At 73.4% G+C, this 21814-nt stretch carries 20 protein-coding genes; 4 read left to right on the forward strand and 16 right to left on the reverse strand.

Annotated elements, in window-relative coordinates:
- Positions 1-9: 9 nt before the first annotated feature.
- Both ACVUH9_RS14275 and ACVUH9_RS14280 read right to left on the reverse strand, forming a co-directional pair.
- Entirely contained in the window at positions 10-1059 is a 1050-nt protein-coding gene (locus ACVUH9_RS14275) for a DUF354 domain-containing protein (RefSeq protein WP_475758011.1), read from the reverse strand.
- 44 nt (positions 1060-1103) lie between these two features.
- On the reverse strand, positions 1104-2225 hold the full coding sequence (locus tag ACVUH9_RS14280) for a DegT/DnrJ/EryC1/StrS family aminotransferase (protein WP_475758013.1): 1122 nt from the start codon (positions 2223-2225) through the stop codon (positions 1104-1106).
- Positions 2226-2285: 60 nt separating this feature from the next.
- On the opposite strand from ACVUH9_RS14280, the gene ACVUH9_RS14285 reads away from it, so the two are divergent.
- The gene (locus ACVUH9_RS14285; protein ID WP_475758015.1) at positions 2286-3155 is read left to right on the forward strand and encodes an undecaprenyl-diphosphate phosphatase; all 870 of its coding nucleotides are present in this window, start codon (positions 2286-2288) and stop codon (positions 3153-3155) included.
- A gap of 10 nt (positions 3156-3165) precedes the next feature.
- On the opposite strand, the gene ACVUH9_RS14290 is transcribed toward ACVUH9_RS14285, so the two are convergent.
- Complete coding sequence (locus ACVUH9_RS14290) at positions 3166-3942, reverse strand: class I SAM-dependent methyltransferase (protein ID WP_475758017.1); 777 nt, start codon at positions 3940-3942, stop codon at positions 3166-3168.
- 140 nt (positions 3943-4082) lie between these two features.
- Between ACVUH9_RS14290 and purM the strand changes: the two genes are divergently transcribed.
- The gene (gene purM / locus ACVUH9_RS14295; protein WP_475758019.1) at positions 4083-5195 is read left to right on the forward strand and encodes a phosphoribosylformylglycinamidine cyclo-ligase; all 1113 of its coding nucleotides are present in this window, start codon (positions 4083-4085) and stop codon (positions 5193-5195) included.
- Positions 5196-5311: 116 nt separating this feature from the next.
- Here purM and ACVUH9_RS14300 read toward each other — a convergent pair whose 3' ends face one another.
- The 6 genes from ACVUH9_RS14300 to ACVUH9_RS14325 form a co-directional block, all read right to left on the reverse strand.
- The gene (locus ACVUH9_RS14300; RefSeq protein ID WP_475758022.1) at positions 5312-5701 is read right to left on the reverse strand and encodes a PIN domain-containing protein; all 390 of its coding nucleotides are present in this window, start codon (positions 5699-5701) and stop codon (positions 5312-5314) included.
- Positions 5698-6039, reverse strand: a complete 342-nt coding sequence (locus tag ACVUH9_RS14305) for an AbrB/MazE/SpoVT family DNA-binding domain-containing protein (protein WP_475758024.1) — start codon at positions 6037-6039, stop codon at positions 5698-5700. Before ACVUH9_RS14305 ends, ACVUH9_RS14300 begins: the two co-directional genes overlap by 4 nt.
- Before the next feature lie 119 nt (positions 6040-6158).
- A complete protein-coding gene (locus ACVUH9_RS14310; protein ID WP_475758026.1) occupies positions 6159-6533 on the reverse strand; it encodes a hypothetical protein in 375 nt (124 codons plus the stop codon).
- A 278-nt stretch (positions 6534-6811) separates the two neighbouring features.
- Positions 6812-8164, reverse strand: a complete 1353-nt coding sequence (locus ACVUH9_RS14315; RefSeq protein WP_475758028.1) for a hypothetical protein — start codon at positions 8162-8164, stop codon at positions 6812-6814.
- Complete coding sequence (locus ACVUH9_RS14320) at positions 8164-9432, reverse strand: hypothetical protein (protein WP_475758030.1); 1269 nt, start codon at positions 9430-9432, stop codon at positions 8164-8166. The genes ACVUH9_RS14315 and ACVUH9_RS14320 overlap by 1 nt, the downstream gene beginning before the upstream one ends.
- Positions 9429-10004, reverse strand: a complete 576-nt coding sequence (locus ACVUH9_RS14325; RefSeq protein WP_475758032.1) for an RNA polymerase sigma factor — start codon at positions 10002-10004, stop codon at positions 9429-9431. The genes ACVUH9_RS14320 and ACVUH9_RS14325 overlap by 4 nt, the downstream gene beginning before the upstream one ends.
- A 379-nt stretch (positions 10005-10383) precedes the next feature.
- Between ACVUH9_RS14325 and ACVUH9_RS14330 the strand changes: the two genes are divergently transcribed.
- Both ACVUH9_RS14330 and ACVUH9_RS14335 read left to right on the forward strand, forming a co-directional pair.
- Complete coding sequence (locus ACVUH9_RS14330; RefSeq protein WP_475758034.1) at positions 10384-11424, forward strand: hypothetical protein; 1041 nt, start codon at positions 10384-10386, stop codon at positions 11422-11424.
- Positions 11425-11869: 445 nt separating this feature from the next.
- Positions 11870-13321 (forward strand): protein kinase domain-containing protein, encoded by a 1452-nt coding sequence (locus ACVUH9_RS14335; protein ID WP_475758036.1) that lies wholly within the window; start codon positions 11870-11872, stop codon positions 13319-13321.
- A gap of 19 nt (positions 13322-13340) precedes the next feature.
- Here ACVUH9_RS14335 and ACVUH9_RS14340 read toward each other — a convergent pair whose 3' ends face one another.
- The 7 genes from ACVUH9_RS14340 to ACVUH9_RS14370 all read right to left on the reverse strand — a co-directional run bounded on the left by ACVUH9_RS14340 (position 13341) and on the right by ACVUH9_RS14370 (position 21808).
- Complete coding sequence (locus ACVUH9_RS14340) at positions 13341-14345, reverse strand: D-alanine--D-alanine ligase family protein (protein WP_475758038.1); 1005 nt, start codon at positions 14343-14345, stop codon at positions 13341-13343.
- Positions 14342-16426 (reverse strand): Stk1 family PASTA domain-containing Ser/Thr kinase, encoded by a 2085-nt coding sequence (gene pknB, locus ACVUH9_RS14345; RefSeq protein ID WP_475758040.1) that lies wholly within the window; start codon positions 16424-16426, stop codon positions 14342-14344. The genes ACVUH9_RS14340 and pknB overlap by 4 nt, the downstream gene beginning before the upstream one ends.
- Before the next feature lie 79 nt (positions 16427-16505).
- Positions 16506-17960, reverse strand: a complete 1455-nt coding sequence (locus tag ACVUH9_RS14350) for a peptidoglycan D,D-transpeptidase FtsI family protein (protein ID WP_475758042.1) — start codon at positions 17958-17960, stop codon at positions 16506-16508.
- Entirely contained in the window at positions 17957-19297 is a 1341-nt protein-coding gene (locus ACVUH9_RS14355; RefSeq protein WP_475758044.1) for an FtsW/RodA/SpoVE family cell cycle protein, read from the reverse strand. The genes ACVUH9_RS14350 and ACVUH9_RS14355 overlap by 4 nt, the downstream gene beginning before the upstream one ends.
- Positions 19294-20547, reverse strand: coding sequence for a Stp1/IreP family PP2C-type Ser/Thr phosphatase (locus tag ACVUH9_RS14360; RefSeq protein ID WP_475758046.1), 1254 nt, complete (start codon positions 20545-20547; stop codon positions 19294-19296). Before ACVUH9_RS14360 ends, ACVUH9_RS14355 begins: the two co-directional genes overlap by 4 nt.
- Positions 20548-20552: 5 nt before the next feature.
- The gene (locus tag ACVUH9_RS14365) at positions 20553-21041 is read right to left on the reverse strand and encodes an FHA domain-containing protein (RefSeq protein WP_475758048.1); all 489 of its coding nucleotides are present in this window, start codon (positions 21039-21041) and stop codon (positions 20553-20555) included.
- The gene (locus ACVUH9_RS14370) at positions 21038-21808 is read right to left on the reverse strand and encodes an FhaA domain-containing protein (RefSeq protein WP_475758050.1); all 771 of its coding nucleotides are present in this window, start codon (positions 21806-21808) and stop codon (positions 21038-21040) included. The genes ACVUH9_RS14365 and ACVUH9_RS14370 overlap by 4 nt, the downstream gene beginning before the upstream one ends.
- Positions 21809-21814: the final 6 nt, after the last annotated feature.

A 21814-nucleotide genomic window follows, 5' to 3' on the forward strand; every position in this document is an offset into this window, starting at 1 on the left:
CGCCCCGCCTCAGCCCGCGGCGCTCAGCAGCAGGTCGGTCAGGATCGCCGGATCGCGACGGATCCGCGACGGATCGTCGCCCCCGGAGCGGTCGCGCTTGACCAGGTCGACCTGCTCGGGATCGTCGAGCCGCCGTAGCCGGCCGTCGGCGATCAGCGCGTCGTCGACCGCTCCCGGCTTGCCGTCGAAGGTGGTGAAGACCGGGGTCCCGAGCGCGACCGCCTCCCGGTTCATCGTCCCGCCGGCGCTGACCACGAGGTCGGCGAGCGCGACCAGCGAAGGGCCGTCGATCGGCCGCTCGGGGATCACGAAGCCGCCGGCCTCCCGCAGCTCGACCCGCTGGGCGTCGGTGCGGGGGAGGACGACGACCTGACCCTGCGACCGCAGCCGCTCGAGCACGAGCGCGAACCGGTCGTTGTGGAAGCGGTGGTAGAGCGAGACCTCGGGCGGGGTCCGGACCACGGCGATCGGCGCCGACGGATCGAGGCCGAGCTCGTCGAGCACGGTCGGGTCGGGCTCGAGGTCGGAGAGGTAGTACTCCTCCTTGAGCCCCGCGTAGGCACGGATCTTGCCCGTCGCCCCGTACGGCGCGAGCCGCTCGGCGGGGATCACCTCGGGGACGACCACCGCCTGCGCGAGGTGGCAGTTGATCTGGTGCTGGACCGTCGCCCACTCGTAGTCGAAGGCGGTCGCCGACGGGATCCCGAGCAGGGCCGCCGCGACGGTCACGTCGTTGGATCCGTGCCCGATCGCGAGATCGAAGGGGCGCGAGCCGGCCCGTCCGCGCCAGCCGCCGCCGGGCCAGCCGCCGACCGCGCGCGACCAGCGCAGCAGCGCCGACGTCCGCGACGCCAGCCCGCGGGCCTTGTCCGGCAGCCGCTCGCCACGGTGGCGCCCGATCGCGGTGTGCTCGATCCCGTAGCGCGCGCAGAGCCCGAGCGTCTGGGCGAAGTCGCGCGCGGTCACCTCGACCTCGTGCCCGCGGGACCGCAGATCCTCGATCACCGGCCGCAGGACGAGCACGTGGGGGCTGTTGGTCAGGTCGATCCAGACGCGCATCGGCGGGACCATGGTCGCACGAGGCCGGCAGCGCGGGTGACCCCTCAGCCCGCGGCCAGCACCGCCCGCACGCCGTCGACGACCTCGTGGATCTGCTCGTCGCTGATCGTGGCGCTCACCGGCAGCGCCACGTGGGAGGCGGCGAGCGCATCGGTGACCGGCAGGTCGAGCCCGCCCTCGGGCAGGAACCCGGCCATCGGCGGCTGGCGGTGGACCGGGGTGCGGTAGTAGCCGCGGGCCCCGATCCCGCGCTCGTTGAGGCCCGCGACCAGCGCGTCGGCGCGCTCGTGGTGGACCACGAAGAGGTGCCAGGCGGGCGTCGCGCCCGCGGCCGCGATCGGCAGCCGCACCAGCTCGCCGAGGCCCGCCGCGCGGTAGCGCTCGAGCACGCTCGCCCGGTGGGCCGCCCAGCCCTCGAGGTGGGGCAGCTGGACCCGCAGGACCGCGGCCTGCAGCTCGTCGAGGCGGCTGTTGTAGCCGATCTCCACGTAGTCGACCTTGTCCGCGCTGCCGTGGAAGCGCAACGTCCGGACCCGCTCGGCCAGCGCGTCGTCGGAGGTCGTGATCGCGCCGCCGTCGCCGAACGCCCCGAAGTTCTTCGACGGGTAGAAGCTGAAGGTGGCGATGTCGCCGAGCGCGCCGGGACGAACCAGGCCGGCCTCGTCGCCCGCTGCGACCACCGTCGAGCCCGCGGACTGGGCCGCGTCCTCGAGCACCGGCAGCCCGGTCCGCTGGCGGATCTCCGCGATCGGCGCGACGTTGCCGAACAGGTGGACGGCGATCACCGCCTTCGTCCGCGGGGTCACGGCGGCGGCGACCGTCTCGGCCGTCACGCACATCGTGTCGGGGTCGACGTCGCAGAAGACGGGGGTCGCTCCGGTCGGCGGGATCGCCTCGGCGCTGGCCCAGAAGGTGAACGACGGGACGACCACCTCGTCGCCCGGTCCGACGCCGAGCGCCCGCAGCGCGATCGTGATCGCCTCGGTGCCGTTGGCGACCCCGATCGCGTGCCGCGCACCGAGCCAGGCGGCGAACTCCTGCTCGAAGGCCTGGACCTCCGGCCCGAGGATGAAGCGGCCGTCATCGGCGACCCGCAGCAGCGCTTCACGCAGCGGCGACCGGAGGGGAGCCTGGGCGGTCGCGGTGTCGAAGAGGGGAACGGCCATCGGCCAAGGGTAGGGGCGGGCGGGGAAGGACGGGGGCCCGCATCTCGTACCCTGCACCGGATGCCCGGAGCTCCACCGATCAGCCCGCGCCGCAGCCTCGCCGCCGCGCTGCTGGCGGGAACCCTGCACGGCCCGGCCGAGGCGCTCCCGGTCTCGTCCTCGGCCCACGTCGCGTTCGTCGCGCGGCTCGCCGCCGGGCGGCGCGGGCGACGCCCGGTCGACCCCGAGGTCGCCAAGGGCGTCGAGATCGGCGCCCACGCCGGGACCCTGGCCGGGCTCGCCGTCGGCCTCCGGCGCGAGGCCCTGACCGCCGTCCGCGGAGCGTTCTCCCGCCCCCGGCTCGCGGGACGGACGGTCGCGCAGATCGCCGTCGCCTCGCTGCCCGCAGTGGTCGGCGCGCTGACCCTGGAGCGACCGATCGAGCGTCATCTCGGCGGTGACGCGACGATCGCCGCGGGCCTCGTCGTCGGCTCGGTCGCGATGGCGCTCGCCGATCGCCACGGCGACGACCACGGCGACCGCTCGTGGGAGGACGCGAGCTTCCTCGACGCGCTGCTGGTCGGCTCGGCCCAGGCGACCGCGCTGTGGCCGGGCGTCTCGCGCAGCGGAGCGGTGCTCGCCGCCGCTCGCGGTCGCGGCTTCTCGCGCCAGGGCGCGGGGGAGATCGCCGCCGCGCTCGCGGTTCCGGTGGTCGGCGGCGCGACGCTGCTGAAGCTCGTGCGGCTCGGCGTGCGGCTCCGCGCCGGGACGATCGGCCACCAGCACCTCGTGCCCCTGGGCGCCGTGACCGTCACCGGCGGCCTCTCCGGCTACCTCGCCGCGCCGCTGGCCCGCCGCACGCTCGAGGGCCTTCCGCTGGCGCCGTTCGCGATCTACCGCGTCGGCCTCGCCAGCGTCCTGGTCGCCGCCGACCGCCGCTGGCGCAGCTGAACGGCCGCCGTCAGCCCGCGGACGGCTCGGCCCCGTCCCGGGCCGGCCTCCGTCCCGCGACCACCTGCGACCAGCCGGTCACCGTCTGCTCGACGTAGACCAGGCCGGCCGCGCGGAAGGCGGCGGGGACCTCCTCGCGCCCGAAGACCCGGACGCCGCTCAGCGCCTCGCTGGCCGAGACCACCATCCGCAGCGGCTTCGGTCCGCGGTGGCAGCTGGTGAGGATCGCCAGCCGGCCGCCGGGACGCAGCACCCGGATCATCTCGTCGACGACCACGAACGGGTCCTCGACGAGGTAGAGCGCGCCGTAGCACGAGACCGCATCGAACTCGCTGCCGCCGAACGGCAGCCGGTGGGCGTCGCCGCGGACGTAGGCGATCTCGTCGGGCGGCGTGTCGCAGACGGCCCGCGCCAGCATCGGGGCCGAGGCGTCGAAGCCGATCACCAGCCCCGCGTCGCCGGCCGCGTCGTGCAACCGGCGGGTCGTGTTGCCCGGGCCACAGGCGACATCGAGGACCTGGTCTCCGGGGCGGATCGCCAGCAGCTCGAGCAGGTGCTCCTCCTCGTCGCGGGTCGAGCGGGCGGTGAACGCCTGGAAGGCGAGGGGTCGCCACGCCCGCTCGTAGATCCGCGGCAGGATCGAGGAGCTCATCGCCCGCTGGGCGAGCGTCGGCTTGACCGTCTGGTCCGCGCCGAGCAGATCGACGTAGCCGTCGACGACCGTCACCGTCTCCGGCGGTTCGGCGAGCAGCGCGAGCGCCCGATCAAGCGCGTGTCCGGACGTCATGCGGCGACGATACTCCGCACCGGGTCGCCCCGATTCCCGCGGCGCCACGTGCGTGCGCGGGTCCTGCGGCTGAATTCGAGGCCCACCCCGGCGGGCGGCACCCCTCGCCGGGGCCCGCCGTTCTGCGACGATTGGCCGTGATGAGCGACGCCTACGCAGCCTCCGGGGTCGACACGAACCAGTCCGACGCCGGGGTCGGCGCCCTGGTCTCGGTCCTGAACAGCATCCAGACCGGCAGGCCGTCGCTCTCGGTGCTGCAGTCCGGCCACTACGCCAGCGTCCTGCGGGTCGCGCCGAACCTGGGGATCGCGGTCGCGACCGACGGCGTCGGCTCGAAGCTGATCGTGGCCGAGGAGACCGGGCGGCTCGACACCGTCGGGATCGACTGCATCGCGATGAACGTCAACGACCTGATCTGCGTCGGAGCCGAGCCGATCGCGCTGCTCGACTACCTGGCGGTCCAGGAGCCGGACGGCGAGCGGCTGGCCGCGATCGCCCGGGGCCTCAAGGCCGGGGCCGAGGACGCACGGATCGAGATCCCCGGCGGCGAGCTGGCGGTCCTGCCCGAGCTGCTCCGCGGCCACCCCGATCCGCACGGCTTCGACCTCTGCGCGACCGCGATCGGGACCGTCGCCCTCGACGGCCTCGTCACCGGCGCGGCGATCGAGCCCGGCGACGCGATGATCGGCCTGGCCTCGAGCGGGATCCACTCCAACGGCTACACGCTGGCCCGCAAGGCCCTCCAGCAGGACGGCGGGCTCTCGCTCGACGACCGGCCGGAGGAGCTGGGCGGCGCCTCGGTCGCCGACGCGCTGCTCGAGCCGACGGTGATCTACGTCCGCGCGATCGTCGCCCTGCTCCAGAGCGGGATCCCGGTCCGCGGCCTCAGCCACATCACCGGCGGCGGGCTGCTGAACCTGATCCGGCTCGGCGCGCTCGACGCGACCGGCGCCCCGCACCCCGACGCGACCGACGGTCCGCGGCTGGGCTTCGCGATCGAGGACCCGCTCCCGCTGCCCGCCGTGATGCCGCTGATCCAGCGGCTCGGCCAGGTCTCGGACGCCGAGATGTGGGAGGTCTTCAACATGGGCTGCGGCTTCGTGGTCGTCGTCGCCGACGAGCACGTCGAGGCCGCTATCGAGCTGCTGACCGAGCACGGGCGCCAGGACCTGCCGGCTCCCCGCCGGATCGGCACGGTCACCGATCAGGCCGGCGTCTGCACCGCCCCGGGCGGCGTCCGCCTCCAGGGCTGAGGTCAACGCCCCGGGCTGCAGGCAGGCCCGGGCCGAGGTCAACTCCCGGGGCCGAGGTCGAGCCCCAGGCCCGCGGCCGCCCTCCGAGGGCCGAGCCGAGGCCAGCGCGCGAACGTTCAGCGGATCAGCCGGATCTCGGCCTCGACCGCGATCGTGGCCCACGCCCGGTCCGCGGTCAGGACCGGCTGCCCGAGCCGGACGGCCAGCGCGAGGCAGGCGCGATCGGCCAACGACAGCCCCGCCGAGCGCGTCCCCGCCGCCAGGGCCGCTGCGGCCCGCGCGTCGTCCACGCTGAACGCGACCGGCACGACGACGCGGCCCGGGCCGATCAGGTCCGGCAGCTCGCCTCCGAGCTGCTGGTGCACCTCGGCCAGGTTCACGGTGCTGATCACCGCGGCGGAGACCTCGACCAGCTCCGGCACGTCGAGCGCCTGAGCGACCTGCTCGGCCCCCGGCTCGTCGCGCAGCAGCGCGATCAACGCGCTGGCGTCGAGGACGACCGTCATGCGCCGGCCGCCCGCGTCTCCCGGGCCGCATCGGCGCGCCGCTCCGCAACCAGGTCGTCGACGGAGCCGCCCCGCCCCGCGAAGCTCCCGCGGGCCGCCGCGATCGCCTGACGACGAACCTGCTGGGGGTTGCGGAGGACCACCCCGCCGTCGTCCGTCTCCTCCAGCGTCAGGATGCCGCGCGGCTCCAGACCGAGGCGTTCGCGGACCTCCTTCGGCAGCAGCAAGCGCCCACGGAAGTCGGCCTGTACCGAAACCTGATCTTTCCCACGCATCCTGCGACTGTAGACAACATCAGCTTCGTCTACAAGCGGTTCTGCGGCGACGAGACGCAACATGCCGTCAGGTTCGCGGTGATCGCTGTGCCCGGACAAGGCCTGATCCGCACCAGATCCGCACCGGAACTGCACCAACATCGCGGCGGCGACACCAGTGCCGCCGCCGCGCCGCCGACCGCTCAGGCGATCCCGCGCAGCGCCACGACCTTGCCCTTCCGTTCCTCGACGTTCACCCGCGCCGTCGAGAGGTCCATCGTCTGGATCAGGTCCTTGCCGTCGCGGCGGACCACCCGAACCGTGCAGTCGTGCTTGCGCGCGAGGGTCTCGGCGTCGAGGATCTCCTTCCCCAGCAGCCGCCGGGCGTCGAAGCTCCCAGGTCCGCCCCGGACCGTCGACCCCTTGGGGCCGGCCGGGCACCAGACGGGGCCGCCGGGCTTCGGCGTCGGACTCCGCGGAACCGTCGTCGCCGGCGGCACGGTGGCGGTCGGCGGGACGGTCGCCGTCGGGGGAACGGTGGCCGCGGGTGGGACCGTGACCGCCGGCGGAACGGTCACGGTCGGTGGAGCACCCGGAGCCGTCTGCTCGGTTGGACTGGTTGGCGGGGCCTGGGCCTGCTCGTCGTCCCCGCCGCACCCGGCGAGAGCAACGGTCGCGAGAACGAGAACGGCAGCCTTGCGCATGCGCGCAGTCTCCCGCACCGGACCACGACGAGAGCCAGCTGCCCGCCACGAACCCGCCGCACCGGCGCCCGGCACCGAAGGGCCCGCGACGCGCCCGACCGGCGGCCCCGACCACCGGCCCGCGCTCGACGCGCCGGCCCATCGCCCGCCGATCACCGACCCGGCCGCAGCCGGACCGCGCGACCGGCGGCGTCCCGCCCCACCAACGTCGGCCGCGAGACGAACGAGCCGGAGAACCGACTCCAGCCCCCGAGCGGCAGGTCACCCGCGGTCAGCGAGACCGCCAGCCGTGCGTCGCCGACCGGCACCGTCCTGACCGTGCGGACCCCCGTCGGCTCGCGCAGATCGACCTCGACCACGTTCGCCGGCACAACGATCACCGACTGCGCCGCCCCCGGCAGGGTTCGGCGCGACACCGCCCGCCGCTGTTCCGCACCCGGTCTCCCGCCGCCGCTCGAGCCACCACTGCTCGGACTGCCGTAGGTGCCCGCCGACACCGGCATCGGCACGTCGCAGAGCCCCACCGACACCACCAGCGCACCAAGTCCCTGCGCGGCCCGCACCGGCTCCCCGCCGATCAACGCCGGCACGAGCCCCCAGCAGGGCCTCCCCGAACCCGGAATCCGCGACGTCACGACCAGCGCGGGACGGTCCGCTGCGGGATCGGCGACGACCGCCGCGAGCGTGAAGCCCTCGTTGCGTCTGATCTGACGGATCGGTCGCTGCTCGCGCGCACCCACCCCGAGCGGCAGACCCCGAGCGTCGGCATCGAGATACGGCCCGTTGGCGAGCCCCCGTCGCTCGACCCGCCCGTCGGCGACGACCTCCGAGCCGCCGACCGGCCGGGCCCCGCGGGCGACGACCAGCCGGCTGCCGCCCGCCAGCGCCGGCAGCGCGATCCGCGAGGCCCCACGTCGTACCGTCACGTCCCGCGCGTCGGGCGCGATCCCCCAGAAGACGGTCGCGGCCACCCCGGGCAGCGCGGCCGCGGGGTCGCCGAGCGGCATCCGCAGTGCGGCGACCGACGCGACCCGCCCGCGGCCGGTGCAGATCGTGGTGTCGGTCATCCGGACCGGCACCCGCAGGGCCCGCACCTCGCCCGGGTCGACCCACACGAACCGACCGGCGACGATCCGGCCGACCTGGGCACAGACCACCCGCACGCCGCGCACGTCCCGCTGCCCCGCCGAGCGGGCGGCTCGACGCTCGAACAGCCGGATCGCCCACGGCGGGCCGCCGTAAGGGTCCGCGACCCGCGCCACGACGCGAGGGCGGGTGCCCGGCATCGCGGGATACGTCGTCCGCACCGGCGGGTCGCCGGCTCGGGGCGGCTGGGTGTCCGGAAGCGCGGTCCGCAGCGGTCCGCGCTCCGGGCGCAGCACCGACGCGGTTCCGGCCCCCGCGGCGTCGTCGGACGAGCTACGGGTCGCGACCGCGGTCACGCCGCCCGCCAGCACCCCGGCGACCCCGGCCACCACCAACCCCTGCCGTGCCCTGACGCGCATCAGCGTCCTCCCCTCGCTCGTCGCACCGCAAGCCGCGACGCTCGCCCGCCGCGCTCGATCGCGACCGTCACGTCCGCCGCCCGTACCGAGGCCGGCAGCACGGCCAGCACCACCCGCGTGCCCCGCCCGAAGCCCCACTGCGTGTAGGAGGACCAGCGACCGCGATGGTCCTTCCGGCGTCCGGTCTGCCGCAGCGCCGGTCCGTTCGCCTCCCCGGCGACGAGCGGCACCGGGCGCCCCGCGACCGTGATCCGCGTGCGATCGCCCGTGTCGTGGGTCCGGACGACGACCACCTGCCGCGGACCACCGCCGTAGCCGGCTCCGTCGATCCGGTGCAGCAGCGCCACCCGACGGTCGTCGGAGCCGCAGACCACGTATCGCTCCCGCTCCCGGCGTCCGGGCTGCACCGCGGTGCAGCCGACCAACGTGGAGAGCGGGTTGCCTCCCCGGGTCCGCCCCGAGATGACGCCTTCCCCCCACATCGACCGACTGGTCCAACCGAACTGCCCGCCCGGATCGGGGACGAGGTCGGGCGATCCGAGCCGGACCGTCCGCTCGCGGCCGTTCCTCCAGCGCAGCCAGACGCTCGGTGCGACCCCCTCGGGCCAGCCGGCGACCGCCACGACGAAGCTGCCGGCGGTCCCGACCGGGAGCTGCCGCGTGCGGCCGTCGCCGGTGGTGACCTCCGCCCGTTCGAGATCGGCGCCGCCGGTCCCGTAGACGACGGTCGTGGCCCCCTGCGGACGGGCGACGTCGGGCCCCGCGAAGCCACGCAGGGCGACCAGCGGCGCTCCGCTGCTCGGCGCCGGTCCGCACTGGTCCGAGCCGACCGCCGAGCTCGGGCGGAAGATGCCGTCGAGCCCCCGGATCCCGAGCTGGCCCGCGACCGCCTGGCCGACCCCGACGCAGACGAGCCCGTCGCCGGAGCGGCCGACCCGGACCGTCCACGGCGATCCCCCGTGCGGATCGGCCGCGCGCAGGTCCGCGAGCCGGGTGCTGCCCGGATCGGGCCAGATCCCCGTGCTGTCGCCCCGCGCGAACGACGGGATCGGGCTGCCGGTGGCGGCGGTCAGGGCGACCGCCGCCGCGCCGGTGAAGGTCGCCGCCGCGGCCAGCGACGCCAGCAGGGTGGTGACGGTGATCATCCGTCGCGCGCCGCGCACCGGGATCCCCTCGGTCGCCACCAGCCGTTCCCCGAAGGCCTGCAACGAGGGCAGGTCCTCGATCCGCGTCGCGGAGGGCCGGGCGTCGTCGTCGTGCTCGCTCATGCGACCAGCTCCTCGTCCGTCCACGGCCGCAGCCGTCCGTGCAGACGCCGCAGCGCCCGCGAGACCCGTTGCCGGGCCGCGGCCTCCGTGATCTCCAGTTGGTGGGCGACCTGCGCGAAGTCGAGCTCGTCGACGATCCGCAGCCGAACCGCCTCGCGCTCGGCCTCGGGCAGGTCGAGCAGCTCGCGGGCGACCGCCGCCCGGAGTCCCGCCAGGGCCGCCAGCTCGTCGACCCGTTGCAGCTCCTCCGGCGTGGCCGGCGGCCGCTCGACGCCGAGCCGCTCGCGGACGGCCCGGTCCGCGTAGCCCCGCTTGAGGTAGGCCGCCAGCTGGCGCTCGCCGATCGTGCGGACCCAGGCCCGTGCCGACCGTTCGTCGCGACCGCGGAATCCCTTGCGTCCGGCGAACGCCGCGGCGAAGGTCTCGGCGGTCAGGTCGAGCGCGGCCTCGGAGTCGAGGATCCGGCGGGCGAAGAAGACGACCATCCGTGGCGCCTCCGCGGCGTAGAACGCCGTGAACGCCTGGGGGTCGCGCCGACTGCGCGCCAGCGGACTCGTGGGAATCTCGGCCATCACCTGTGTAGTGCGCAGGTGCCCCGATCCTGTGACGTCCAGGCCAACGGGTCCTCCACGAGGTCGGCACCAGATTGACACGTTCAGGTGTAGGCCCGAGATCAACCGACGGATCACCGTCCTGCTGCGCCCCCGCTGCTGAGGGCGCGCTGCCGACGGCGGACACCGCCACCCCGCCGCCCCGCAACCCCGCACGGCGACACCCGCCCGGCGGCGAGGGCTCCGCACAACCGGGCGGCACCGCCCGCCGACGTCGCGCCGACCCGCCCGATCGGACCGCAGGACGCGGCAACCGACGCCCCGCGACCGCGCCAGACCATAGAGTTCGCCGCCACGGGATCCCCCAATCCGTTCCTTCCCGTGTGAGGAGACACCCCCAATGCGCAACGTTCCCCGCCCCCGCCTGCTGCTGGCGGCCGGCGCCGCCACCCTTGCCGTGCTCGCGACCGCGACCGCCGCAGACGCCGCCAACGTGACCGTGGCCGGTGACGACGGCAACCCAGTGGCCCTGACCCGCGACACCCCGGTCGGGATCCGCAACATGTCGACGAAGATCGGCGTCGGCTTCGCCCCGGGCGCCGACTACCGCTACCGCGTCAGCTTCGCCGGACCCGACGGCGTCGCGGTCTCGTCGAACGTCGACTGCTTCACGACCAAGGTCCCGGTCGACCGCAGCATCGACTACCGCGGCAACGGCACCTACACGTTCACCGTGACCAACTTCGCGAAGGCCGACACGACCTGCGCCAAGCCGACCTCGACGGAGACCTATCCCGTCGTGATCTCCGGCTCGGTCGTCGTCGGGACCCCGGCCGGCAAGCACATGATCCGGGCGGCCAACAGCTACACGACCAACACGCTCCAGCTGCCGGTCCAGCTGAACCCCGGCGCCAGCAGCTACGAGATCCGGTACGCGGCGGGCGGCGTGATCGGCCCCGACGGCGCGATCTCCGGCCCGTCGGAGACGACCTACGTCAGCACCGCGACCGGCCTCGCACCGTTCAGCGTCCGCACCCCCGGCCGCTACGTGGTCGTCGCCCGGGCGATCGGCTACGCCGGCGGGGGCCGCTTCTACACGCCGTGGAGCGCTCCGGTGGCGATCGAGGCCATCGCGCCGTTCGATCTCTCGAGCGTCAGCTTCCCCGACTCGCGGGGCCCGAGCTACCAGCTCAAGGGCACCCTGCGCGAGACGTCGATCCGCGGCCGGGTCACGATCTCGATCGCCCGCGGCAAGAAGGGCGGCAAGTACAAGACCCTCGGCCGCGTGAAGATCAGCTCGAAGGGCACCTTCCGCAAGCGCTTCACCGCCCGCAAGGCCGGCGTCTACCGCCTCCGGTACGTCTACAAGGGCTCTTCGACGGCTGCCGCCGGCAAGATCGTCCAGCAGGTGCGGATCACGCGGCGGCTCGCCTTCCGCTGATCGCGACGGGGCCTCGAACCCGTTTCGCCGACCACGCCCGCTCGGTCGTGGTCGGCGGGACGCCCGCCCCTCCTGACGACGGCGCTCGCGCCGACGGCGTACGGTCGGTCCGGACGCCTCCCGAAGGACCAGCGGTCCCGGCCGCCCGCCGGACGGCCTCCGGTCGTGGGAGCCTGCAAGCTGGCATGCACCGACACGCAAGAATCACCGGTGGTGCGCCACTCTCCGACCACAACCGGCAAGATCGTGGTCGTGGACCTGAACTCGGCCGTCACCCGCAGCAGCTCCGGCTCCCCTCGCCCGCAGGTGGGCGCCGCCGGATCGGCGAAGGAGCGGGCACGAACCACGGCGATGGCCGCAGAATAGATCCGCACCGGTGAGCATCGACGTCGGCACCCTCCTCGCGGATCGCTACCGCCTTGAAGCCCAGATCGGATCTGGAGGGATGTCGACGGTCTACCGCGCCTTCGACACCGTCCTCGAGCGGACGGTCGCGATCAAGCGGATGCACCGCAACCTGGCCGAGAACTCGGAGCAGCTCGAGCGGTTCCGGCGCGAGGCCCGCGCCGTCGCGCAGCTGAACCACCCGCACATCGTCCAGGTGATCGACGCGGGCGAGCACGACGACACCCCGTTCATCGTCTTCGAGCACGTCAAGGGGGAGACGCTCAAGGAGCGGATCCAGCGGGCCGGCCGGCTGCCCGTGACCGAGGCGGTCGCCTACGCGGTCGAGATCGCACGGGCGCTCGGCGCCGCCCACGAGCGGGGGATCGTCCACCGCGACGTCAAGCCCCAGAACGTGATGATCAACGAGGAGGGCCTGGCCAAGGTCACCGACTTCGGGATCGCACGGACGCTCGAGGAGCACGGCCTGACCGCCGACGGGCGCGTCCTCGGCACCACCGACTACGTCTCGCCCGAGCAGGCGATGGGCCTCGACGTCACGGGCCAGAGCGACATCTACTCGCTGGGCATCGTGCTCTACGAGATGTTGATCGGGGACATCCCGTTCCACGGCGAGAACCAGGTCGCCGTGGCGATGAAGCACGTCCGCGAGGAGCTGCCCGACGTCCAGCACCTGCGCCCGTCGATCGGGGCCGCGCTGGCCGCGGTCGTCGACCGGGCGACGGCCAAGGACCTGCACGTCCGGTATCCCAGCACTGACGAGCTGATCGCCGATCTCGAGGACGTCCTGACGATCGAGGCCAGCCGTCGTGGCGTCGCGACGGGTGAGGCGACGGCCGTCCTCCGCAGCCTGCCGGCCCAGCAGCAGCAGCGGGTCAACCTGCGCCTGCGCCGACGCGGCCTGCTCGCGGTCGCCGCGCTGCTGGTGCTGGTCGCGTTCGGGGCCGCCGCCTACGAGCTGCTGCACGACCGCACGACCTCGGGGACCGCCCAGCGGGCCCAGGGCCCGGTGCCGAAGAGCGACAAGCCGATCTCGCTCAGCCAGGGCGCGGCGAAGGACTACAACCCCTACAGCCTCGACCCGAACGACAAGCAGCAGCACCCGGAGCAGGCCCACCTGGTGGTCGACGGCGAGAGCTCGACCGCCTGGAACACCGAGACCTACGTCGGCGGCGACCTGCACAAGGACGGGGTCGGGATCTTCGTCGACGCCGAGCCGAGCGCCAACGCCAACCGGATCCAGGTCACCTCCTCGACGCCCGGATGGCAGGGCCAGATCCTCGCCGCCAAGGGCGGGGGACCGCCGCCGACGGACACCAAGAGCGGCTGGACCACGCTCGCCGAGATCCCCAAGGCGAAGCGCCTGAACGACATCCGCTTCCCGTCCGGGACCGGCCGCTACCGCTACTACCTGGTCTGGATCACCAAGCTGCCGCCGAACGACAGCTCGGTCGCGATCAACGAGATCGTGCTCTTCGCGCCCAGCCGCTAGCGGCCGGGCGCGGCCGCCGCTAGAACTGCTGCTGCCGCTCGCGCCGGAACCGCTCCTGCGCGAGCGCGACGAGCCGCGAGACCAGATCGGGGTAGGCCACGCCGCTGGCCTCCCAGAGCTTGCCGTAGACCGACGTCTCGGTGAACCCGGGAAGGGTGTTCAGCTCGTTGAGCAGGACCGTCTCGCCGTCGACGAAGAAGTCCGCCCGGGCGAGGCCGTCGCAGCAGGCGAGCGTGAACGCCTGCGCCGCCAGCTCCCGCAGGCGAGCAAGCGCCGTCGGGCTGATCTCCGCCGGGACCCGCAGCTCCATGCCGCCCGGGGTGTACTTCGCCTCGTAGTCGTACCAGGCGTCGGGATCGTCGCTGGTGAGCACGATCTGGCCGACGGTCGAGACCTCGGGCGCGTCGCCGAGCCCGAGTACGGCCGTCTCGGCCTCGATCCCCGCGGCCGAGGCCTCGACGATCACGCGGGCGTCGTGGCGAAGCGCGTCCTCGATCGCCGGGGCGACCTCGTCCGCGGTCCGCGCCGGAGCGATCCCGACCGACGAGCCGAGCCGCGAGGGCTTGACCCAGACCGGCAGGCCGAGGCCGGCGATCCGCTCGAGGACCGCCGCGCGGTCCGCGGCCCAGTCGCGAGCGTGGACGGCCTCGTAGCCGACCTGGGGGATCCCCGCGGTCTGCATCAGGTCCTTGAAGACCACCTTGTCCATCGAGACCGCCGAGCCGAGCACCGACGCACCGACGTAGGGGATGTCGAGCAGCTCGAGCAGGCCCTGGACGGTCCCGTCCTCGCCGAACGGACCGTGGAGGACCGGGAAGGCGACGTCGCAGCCGAGCAGGCCCGCTCCGGGCGTCAGGGCGACCGCAGCGCCGTCGCGGGTGGTCCAGCCACCGTCACGGGCCAGATCGACCTCCACGACCTCGTGGCCGGCCGCGCGCAGGCCGGCGGCGACGGCGGTCGCCGATCGCCGTGAGACCTCGTGCTCCGACGAGCGTCCGCCACCCAAGACCGCAACACGTGTCATGAAGCTCCTTCCTTCACCCTCAGGGTGCGTGTGTCGGACACCGGGTTCGACGAGGCCGGTGCCCGGTCGCCACTGGGACCGCCCGAAGCGGTCGGCGAACCGTCGCCGCTGGCGCCCTCGGTGGTCGTGGCCGGCGCCTGGAAGCGCCCGACCTTCAAGCTGATCCGGGCACCGGCCGCGACCCGACCCCCGTTGGGGACCTGCTCGACGACCTTGCCGTCCTGCGCCTGGTCGGCGACGGTGATCGTCGCAACCTGCGGGCGCAGGCCGAGCTTCTTCAACGCCGACTCGGCCTTCGAGCGCGACTGGCCCTGGACGTTGGGCACGGTCACGTCGGTCGACGGCGGGGTCGTCGCCGTCTGGGTCGGCGTCGTGGTCGTCTGGTCCTTGACCGCCCGCGCGATCACGAGCGCCACGTCGGTGCCCGGATCGACCTCCGACTTGGCCGTCGGGCTCTGGCTGAGGACGGTCCCGGCCCGGTGGTCGCGGCTGTCCTGCTCCGTGAAGGAGGCCCCCAGGCCTGCCGCCTCGAGCGTCGCCGCCGCCTTCGCGCGCGTCGAGCCCTCGACGTCGGGCACCTTCACCTTGCCGTTGGAGGCGGGTCCGCTGGAGACGCGGACGGTGATCGTGGTCGAGGTCGGGACGCTCGCGTCGGGCCCCGGATCGGTGGTGATCACCGTGTCGGTGGCGACGGTCGCGCTCGACATCCGCGTGTCGTTGACGCGCGTGAAGCCGGCCTCCCCGAGCTTCTGCTTCGCCTGGTCGAGCGTCAGCCCGGAGACGGTCGGCACGGTCGCCTCGGCCTGGCCGGTCGAGACGACGATCCGGACCCGGGCACCGTGGCGGACCCGGCGCAGTGCCGACGGGTCCTGCCGCATCACGGTGTCGGCCGGGACGGTGCTGCTGGCGGTGTCGTCGCGGATCACCTTGAAGCCCCGGTCCTCGAGCCGCTGGGTGGCCTTGGCGGCGCTCAGGCCGCGCACGTCCGGCACGGTCTCCATCCGCCCGAAGGCGAGGTAGCCGATCAGGGCGAGGACCATCAGGGTGGCGAGGCCCCCGACGATCGCGAAGGTCCAGTTGCGTCGGCGGCGGGCCTCGGCCTGCTCACGGATCTCCTCCGGAGCGACGCCCGCGGGCACCGCCATCCCCGCGGCCGGCTGCAGCCAGCCGCCGGTGATCTGGCTCCCGGCCGCGCCGTAGCCGCCGGGGGCGCCGGTGGTGAAGGGCCCGTGCTCGGGAACCGGCGCGCCGGAGACGATCCGGTGGCGGACGGCCTGGAGCGCGGCGATGAACTCCTCGGCGTCGGTGTAGCGCTCCTCCGGCACCTTGGCCAGCGCGCGCATCACGACGTACTCGAGGTCGGCCGGGACGTCGGGGTTGACGACCGACAGCGCCGGCGGCTCCTCGTTGACGTGCTTGAGCGCGATCGCGACCGGCTGGTCGCCCTCGAAGGGCATCCGGCCCGTCAGCATCTCGAAGAGCACGACGCCGACGGCGTAGAGGTCGGCCGAGGGGGTGATCGCCTGGCCCGAGGCCTGCTCCGGCGAGAGGTAGTGCGCCGTCCCGACGATCATGCCGGTCTGGGTCATCTGGAGGTCGTCGACGGCCCGGGCGATCCCGAAGTCCGCGACCTTCAGGTCCCCGTCGGGACCGACGAGGACGTTCTGGGGCTTGATGTCGCGGTGGACGAGGCCGCGGCGGTGGGCGTACCGCAACGCGTCGAGGACCTGCGAGATCTGGTCGATCGACTTGACCGGGTCGAGCGGGGCCTGGTCGCGGATGACGTCCTTGAGCGTGACCCCGTCGACGAGCTCCATCGCCATGTACGGGATGCCGTCCCAGTCGCCACGGTCGAAGACCGAGACGATGTGCGGGTGCTGGAGGCCAGCGGCCGACTGGCTCTCGCGCCGGAAGCGGGCGACGACCTGGGGGTCCTCGGCCAGCTGCTCGTGGAGCACCTTGACGGCCACGTGGCGACCGAGCTGGAGGTCCTCGCAGGCGAAGACGTCGGCCATCCCGCCGGTGCCCAGGCGGCGCTCGACCAGGTACCGCGCGTCGATCGTCTGTCCGGTTCGGTTCATGCCGTCGTTGCTCCGTCCGCGGCTGAGCCGCCGGTCCCACCACTATGCCCATCGGCCCACGTCGGGGGCGTGACCCACGTCATCGGCCCGTGCCTCCGGCCAGCGCCGCCTGGATCACGTCGCGGGCGATCGGGGCGGCGATCGCGCCGCCCTGGCCCGGCGAGTTCTCGACGATCACCGCGACCGCGACCTTCGGCGCCGCCAGCGGGGCGAAGCCGATGAACCAGAGGTCGTTGATGCCGTCGATCACGGCGCCGAGCTCGGCGGTGCCGGTCTTGCCGCCGACGGCGATCCCGCCGAGCTGGGCCGCGTTGCCGGTGCCCTCGTCGACGACGTTGCCCATCATCGAGCGTAGCTCGGCCGCGGTCCCGGGCTTCATCACGCGGCGGTAGAGCTCGGGATCGATCGTCTTCTGCACCAGCCCGTCGGCGTCGACGATCTGGTCGACGAGGTGCGGCTTCATCAGCCGGCCGCCGTTGGCCACGCCGGCCGCCACCATCGCCATCTGGAGCGGCGTCGCGTTGAGCTTGTCCTGGCCGATCCCGAGCCGCGCGAGGTCGACGTACTTGCTGGTGGCGGGGATGATCTTGCCCTTGCGGTACTCGCCCGAGGCCCGCAGCTCGTCGGACGGGAAGTCGAGCGGCGGCTTCGAGCCGAATCCGAACCGCTTCATGTACTTCTGCATCGTGGCCCCGCCGAGGTCGACCGCGACGTTGCCGAAGGCGCCGTTGATCGACTGGGTGAGGGCCTGCCGCAGCGTCACCTGCCCGAACTGCTCGCCGCCGAAGTTGGCCAGCGGCTGCCCGGCGAAGACCTGCCCGCTCGCCCCGTCGATCAGCGTGTCGGGGGTGAACTTGCCCGAGTCGAGCGCGGCGGCCGCGGTCAGGACCTTGAAGGTCGACCCCGGCACGTAGCCCGACTGGGTCGCGCGGTTGAACAGCGCGCTGTCCTTGAGGGTGCTGCGGTAGTCCGGGTCCGCGATCAGCTTGTTCGGGTCGAAGCTCGGGACCGAGACCAGCGCCAGGACCTTGCCGGTCCGGGGATCCATCGCGACGACCGATCCGGCCCGCCCGTTGAGCGAGTTGATCGCCGCCCGCTGGACGGCGGGGACGAGCGTCGTGCGCACGTCGTTGCCGCGCTGGTCGCCGGCGACCAAGCGGTTGACCGCCGTCGCCAGCTTGACCGCCTTGCCCGACAGCCAGTCGTTCTGGGACTTCTCCAGCCCCGACTGGCCGAACGTGAGGTCGCTGACCCCGACCGGGGCCACGAAGGTGCTGCCGAGCGGGTAGCGCCGCTGGTAGACCTCGGTGCTGGTCGAGCGGGTGCGCTTCTTGACGCTGCGGGCGAGGGTCGTCCCGTCGGCGGCGAGGATCTTGCCCCGCGGGACACGTTGGGCCCGGACCAGATCACGGCTGTTCTGCGGGTCGGCCCGCAGCGACTGGTCCTCGAAGACCGTCCACCGCGAGGTGTAGGCGATCAGCAGCCCGAAGAGCACGACGACCAGCAGGAAGAGGTTGCGGATCGACTTGTTCATGCCGGTCTCCTCGCGTCCTCGGAGACGCGCATCAGCAGCGCCAGCAGCACGAAGTTGGCCATGATCGACGAGCCGCCGTAGCTGATGAACGGCAGCGTGACGCCGGTCAGCGGGATCACCTTGGTGACGCCGCCGACGATCACGAAGACCTGGAGCGCGAAGACCGAGGTGAGGCCCGTCGCCAGCAGCTTGCTGAAGGGGTCACGCGCGAGCATCGCCACGCGGAACCCGCGGTGCACGATCAGCAGGTAGGCGAGCAGGATCGCCGCCGCGCCGAGCAGCCCCGTCTCGTTGGTGATCAGCGCGTAGATCATGTCGGTCTGCGACGCCGGCAGCAGCGGGGTGGTGACCGTCCCGTCGGTGACCTGGGTCAGCAGCTCGGCCTGGCCGAAGCCGCGACCGAAGAGGCCGCCGTCCGCTTGGGCGAAGAGCGACTCGGCGAGCTGGTAGCTGGAGCCGTAGCCGGGCGGGTGCGGCGTGACGTCGGCGCTGCCGAAGAGGATCGGGTCGAGCGGGTTGCGCCAGGCCGCCACGCGGTCCTGCACGTGCCCGACCTTGCTGCCGACGAGGTAGGCGCCGGCCGCGAAGGCCGCGAGCCCGGCGAGCGGGAACCGCAGCTTGCCGGTCGCGACGTAGATCAGGGCCAGGAACGCGCCGAAGAACATCAGCGACGAACCGAGGTCGCGGATGAAGATCAGCATCACCATCGCCGTGCCCCAGATCGCCAGCAGCGGCCCGAGGTGGCGGAGCGGGGGCAACGAGACCCCGAAGATCTTGCGGCCCCCGTGGATCAGCACCTGCCGGGTGTCCCGGAGGTAGCTGGCGAGGAAGATGACGATCCCGATCTTGGCGAACTCGGCGGCCTGGAACGAGAGCGGCCCGAGCCGGATCGAGAGGTAGGCGCCGTTGGTCGCCTCGCCGATTCCCGGCATCCGCGGCAGCGCGAGCAGCACCAGCGAGCCGAGCGCGATCGTGTACCGATAGCGCTCGAGCTGGTGGTAGTCCCGGAGCAGGATCATCGTGACCGAGAACAGCCCGAGACCGACCACGAACCACTGGGCCTGCAGCCGCGCGAACGACTCGTCGATCCGGTACAGCTCGACGAGGCCGAAGCAGGCCAGCAACGCGACGAGCGGGAAGAGGTACGGATCCGCGTTCTTGGCCGTGAACCGGATCACCAGGTGCCCGACCAGGCACAGGGCCAGGAACACGCCGCCGTAGATCAGCGACGTGTTGCTGAGGAACGCATCTCGTCTGAGGAAGATCGCCGTGAAGCCGGCGGTCACCAGCAACGCGGACGGCAGCAGCGCGAGAGCCTCGCGGTTGCGGGCCGTCACGGCTTGATGACCTCCCCGCGCTCCAATCGCGAGACGACGTCGTTGGCGTCGCCGAGCGATCGGACCCGGTGGTCGAGCAGTCGCTCACGCAGGCGGGGATCGAGCTCGCCGACCGGTACCGACGAGTAGTAGTTCGGGGTGTAGAGCTTGATGCCGCCGGGCAGCTCGTAGGGCAGCCCGCGGTAGACGGTGACCAGGCCCTTGTCGCTGCCGACGAAGTAGACGGTCTGGGAGGCGAAGTAGGCCCCGACCAGGACGCAGCCGACGAGGAACAGGACGATGAACGGCCCGGCCCGCAGGCGGCGCTTCTTCTTCGCCCGCCGCGGCTCGCGGGGGCCACCGCCGCCGAGCTCACCGGCCCCGGCGTCACGACCCGGGGCGTCGTCCAGGGCGTCGCCGTCCCGCAACGGCGGGACCACCGGCATCACCGCGGTCGCCTGCTCGGGAACGGCTGCCCCGTCGATCGCGGTCGGGTGGGTCGCGGTCGGCTCCTCGCCGGACGCGCGTCCCGTCACCGGGGCGTCGTCGTCGCCGACGCGGAAGAGCAGGACGGTGATGTTGTCGCGCCCGCCGGCCTCGTTGGCGGCGTCGACGAGCGCGTCGACCCGCGCCTTCAGCGAGCCCGCGCCATCCTCGACGAGCAGCAGGTCGTGGATGTGGTCCTCCGACAGCATCGCCGTGAGGCCGTCGCTGCAGACCATGTAGAGGTCGCCGTTCTCGACGGGCAGGACCTCGGAGTCGATCGCGACCTCCGACTCGGGCCCGAGCGCGCGGGTGATGATCGACCGCTGCGGGTGCTCGGCGGCCTCCTCCGGCGTCAGCCGACCCTGCCGCACCAGCTCCTCGACGAGCGAGTGGTCCTGGGTCAGGCGGTCGAGCCGGCCGTCGCGCAGCCGGTAGAGGCGGCTGTCGCCGACGTGGACGACGACCAGCGAGCCGGTGTCGACGTAGGCGGCGGTCAGGGTGGTGCCCATCCCGGCCCGCCGCTGGTCGCTCTGGGCCAGCTCGTGGATCCGGCGGTTCGCCTCGGCGACCTGGTCGGTCAGCCGCTCGGCGACCGTGCCGGTGCCGTCGCCCAGCCCTTCGTGGAGGACCTCGACCGCCATCCGCGAGGCGTCCTCACCGGCCTGGGCGCCTCCCATCCCGTCGGCGACCGCGAACAGGGGCGCACGCGCCACGAACGAGTCCTCGTTGTGGGGGCGCTGGCGGCCGGTATCGGTCCGCTGGGCGTAGTCAGTAACGCGCAACACTCAGCTCAGTCGTCCAGGTAGGTGAACTCGGTGTCGCCGATCCGGATCCGGTCGCCCAACTGCAGCGGCTGGGCTCCGAGCAGCGGTTCCTCGTTGAGGAACGTCCCGTTCGTCGAACCCAGATCCTCCACGATCACCACCCCTGCCTGTCGCACCAGTCGTGCGTGCTTGCCGGAGGCATACGGATCTTCGATCTGGATCTCGACGGTGCTCCCGCGGCCGATGACCGCGCCGGGCCCCACGTCGTACTCGTCCCCGGGATGGTGACCGATCGCGCGCTCGACGCGCAGCCGGGGTTCGCCGACGGGCGCGGTCCGCCCTCCGTCTACACCGTCGATCGCGCCGGGCGCGACCATCCCGACCGTCCCGCGACTGAGGTCGACCACGCTCGAGCGGGCGACCCACGCGAGGAACAGGTAGAGGACGCCGACGATCGCGAACTTGAGCGCGACCGAGACCGGCTCGACCAGGTCGGCGAGCGGCGGCGCGATCACGACGCCTCCTCGACCTGAAGCACGACCGTCCCGAGGTTGATGCGGTCGCCGGGCCGGACCGCGGCGGGCGCCGCGACCCCACCCGCGTCGACGCCGTTGACGCGGACGCCGTTGGTCGAGCCGAGGTCGACGACCTCCCAGCCGGAGGCGGTCGGACGCAGCTGGGCGTGCTGTCGCGAGACCTCGGCGCTGGCGATCACGACGTCGCACTCGCGGCTGCGGCCGATCGTCCCGCCGGCGGCCGGGACCGGCTCGCGGCGCCCCTCGAAGACCAGCACCAGCGAGGAGCGACCGGCGGGTGCGGCGCGACGCTCGGCGACGGGCTCGCGCGGGCGGGCCGGGGCCGCCGCCGGCGCGGGCCGCTGGGCGGCCGGTGAGCGGGCGGGTTCGGGCGCCGCCGCCGGGGCCTCGTCGTGCGTCGCCCGGACCCCGTAGCGGCTGGTCGCGAGCTTGTTCTCGCGGTGGAAGCGGACCTCCGGCGCGTGCGCGAGCGCGAACCGCTGCTCGCGGGCGTGGAGCAGCAGGCTGTTGGAGAGCTCGTCGGCGAGCGGGGTGCCGGCCTCGGTGATCCGACGGTAGTCCGACGGCGAGAGGTAGACGTCGTAGCGGTGCGCGACCCAGGTCCGGTCGAGACCCTGCCGACGGGTCGACTCCATCTCCCGGGAAAGCCCACGGGCCAGCTCAGCGGGGGTGACCTCGCTTCGGAAGAGGCGGCCGAAGGTGCCTTCGACCAGACCAGCAAGCTTGCTCTCGATGTCGCGCAGCACGTACAG

This window comes from Patulibacter ginsengiterrae (genome assembly GCF_056269115.1).